Origin of the sequence: Photobacterium sp. OFAV2-7 (assembly GCF_022347985.1) — a bacterium.
GTDB lineage: Bacteria > Pseudomonadota > Gammaproteobacteria > Enterobacterales > Vibrionaceae > Photobacterium.
In genome coordinates, this window is record NZ_JAKRFQ010000738.1 from 1 (window position 1) to 2684 (window position 2684).

Genomic DNA, 2684 nt, shown 5'->3' on the forward strand with positions numbered 1-2684 from the left:
AAGGGCAGGTTAATATTTCTGTGTATCTTGCCAAGGAGCAGGCAGAACAACTGGCAGAAAACCAGTTGATGCTTTGTTTCGAGGTGGCTGATACAGGTAAAGGGATCCCTGAAGACAAGCACGAAGCGATTTTTTTGCCGTTTGAGCAGGCGACGCGGTCGGAGCGAGGAACCGGTTTAGGTTTGCCTATCAGTCGGCGATTTGCTGAGATGCTGGGCGGAGAGCTGACTGTCTCCAGCGTACCGGATAAAGGCAGCCGGTTCACTTTGACGTTTCCGATGAATGTCGCTGCAGAAGGTGAGTTGAATTCAGATGCTGATGCTGTCTCTCTGTCCGTTCCGCCTCTGAAGATCTTGTTAGTTGAAGATAATGAAACCAATGTTCTGGTAGCAAAAGGCTTTATGAACAGGTTGGGGCATAAGGTAACCGTTGCCATGTCAGGGGCCGAGGCTGAGGCGGCTATTGATGATCATGATATCGATCTTATTTTGATGGATATCAACCTTCCGGATACTGATGGCGTGACGTTGACCCATGTGCTTCGAAAGAAAGCCGATTGCCGAATCCCAACTATCGCTTTTTCAGCTCATGTCTTCCGTCAGGAAATTGAATCCTACCTAGAAGCCGGTTTAGATGGTTTTCTTGGTAAGCCGGTACAGTTTGATCAGATGAAGGCTATTATCACCAGTGTTTACCATGGTCGTAGCCATCAAGTTCATGCGTCTAATGATGCTGCTACAGTACCTTTAGAAAGCCACACAGCATTATATGATCCGTCTGTATTAGAGGGCGATAGAAAGACACTTGGTGATGAGCTGGTAGGTGAGATGGTTACACTGTTCTTCGAACGCTCGGCAAGCATTAGTCAAGATATTCGAGTTGCTCGCACAGCAAAGGAACTTGAATGTGCGGCACACAGCCTGAAAAGCTCTGCTGGTGCGATTGGTCTGATTGCACTCGGTAAAGATTGTGAGGTACTGGAAATCGCTTGTAAAAAGGCGGTAGACGAGGAGGAATTAGAGCTGTTGTCGATTCAGTTGCTGACGACGTATGACGCCTCGATTGATAAGTTGAAAGAGGAGTTTCATTTGTAAACGATAAAATGCGGCTAGGCGATTCTGTTCATAATTTTACGCATTTTTTTAATACTTGTTCCTAAAAAATATGCATCATTGATAACGCAACTAATTGCTGGTGAGGTGTGACAGAGGTCGTGACAACACAGCTTCCGTGGCACCTTTATTATTGCGGTATATTTTTAAAAGGATTGAAAAGATGTCACTAGCACACGTAATTCTCACCGTGCTCAGCAGTCGTGACGTAAGCGGTTACGATATCACCAAAGAGTTCTCTCACAGTATCGGTTATTTCTGGAAGGCTAGCCACCAACAGGTTTATCGTGAACTCAACAGAATGGCTGAGAAAAATTGGGCAAGCTTTAGGCTTGAGCTGCAACAGAGCAAGCCGGACCGAAAAGTCTATTCTATTACTGATGAGGGGCGCCAGGCACTGTTTGAGTGGTTTCAGGAACCTACACGTACGCCAACAATTCGTGATGAGTTCGCTGCCAAGCTAGCTGTATGCGGTATCCATCACTCTACTCCTATGCAACAACAGCTTGAAGCGTTAATTCAAGAGTCGCACACCCTCATGAATAATTACGAAGAGCTGGAAAAAATCTACTTCCCTAACCATAGAACGCTTAGTCGTCAGGAGCGGTTAAATCGTCTAACACTTCGTCGCGGTATACACATTCGTCAGGCTTGGGTTAACTGGGCCGAAGAAGCACTAACCGAACTGAAAGAGATGGATAGCGCGGAAGATAGTGTGAAAGAAGGCACAGTAATTTGCGCTTAAGTGTATAATTTATAAAAGCTATTTTAACATTCATTTCTATGAACAAGAGTATTTAATAAGGCATACAACTAAAATCGAGAATCAAAACGAAAGCGACACAAATTCTGTATTTACGACGTGATAATAAATCAAAGAATTAGCTCGTTCAGACTGTAAGAGACTAATTCGGTACTGGTGCAATGTGGCACCACTTTGCTTCTATGGTGTGGTAGCTGAGATTTATCTTGTGCTACCACACATTTCCCCCTTTCCTTAAGGTATCAAGTAACAGTCATTTCCTTGTCCTAACGCAATGTGCATTAAAAATCAGTTGGTTATAAAGCAAGGACATGTCACAAAAGCCAAGAAAAATGAAATCAGTAATAAACACAATTTATGAATCAAAACTAGCAGAGTTAAAAGACAAAATAGAGACTCTTAGCACTCCTGTTCAGCTTACGATCGTCACTGTCGGCGAAGACCCGGCTAGCAAAGTATATGTCCGTAATAAAATCCGGTTATTTGATGAGCTTGGTCTTGAGTGCCATCACATTGTCCTTGCTGAAGAAGGAACAACGCAGTCGGACCTTGATGTGCTTGCAGAAAAAGCCGAGCATCCGATATTATTTCAGCTTCCTTTACCAAACGGCCTGATTGCACCAGATCTGCCAGCAGCTGTCGATGTGGACGGCTTTGGTTCCGAGGCGCTAGGGCAGCTGGTATTAGGCCAGAATGCTGTTCTTCCGTGTACGGTACAGGCGACGATAGACATTATTTCCGCACATTGTGGCGAATATAATTTTCCAGGCTTGAAAGTGGCAGTCGTCGGCCGAAGTAACATTGTCGGT

Annotated in this window: 3 protein-coding genes; all 3 read left to right on the forward strand. The window is 44.6% G+C overall.

The genetic code is table 11. The features are described 5' to 3' along the window. The coding region (locus MHN01_RS23805) for a response regulator (RefSeq protein ID WP_239413835.1) at positions 1-1094 on the forward strand (1094 nt) is incomplete at its 5' end. Between the two features lie 181 nt (positions 1095-1275). After that, positions 1276-1857: a PadR family transcriptional regulator gene (locus tag MHN01_RS23810; protein ID WP_239413836.1), complete on the forward strand. Its 582-nt coding sequence runs from the start codon at positions 1276-1278 to the stop codon at positions 1855-1857. Positions 1858-2207: 350 nt separating this feature from the next. After that, positions 2208-2684: tetrahydrofolate dehydrogenase/cyclohydrolase catalytic domain-containing protein (locus MHN01_RS23815; protein WP_304622890.1), on the forward strand; the 477-nt coding region annotated here is incomplete at its 3' end.

What these genes read in the sequence shown, in the direction of transcription:
- MHN01_RS23810 (WP_239413836.1), top strand. Translation starts at nt 1,276, where the DNA reads ATGTCACTAGCACACGTAATTCTCACCGTGCTCAGCAGTCGTGACGTA.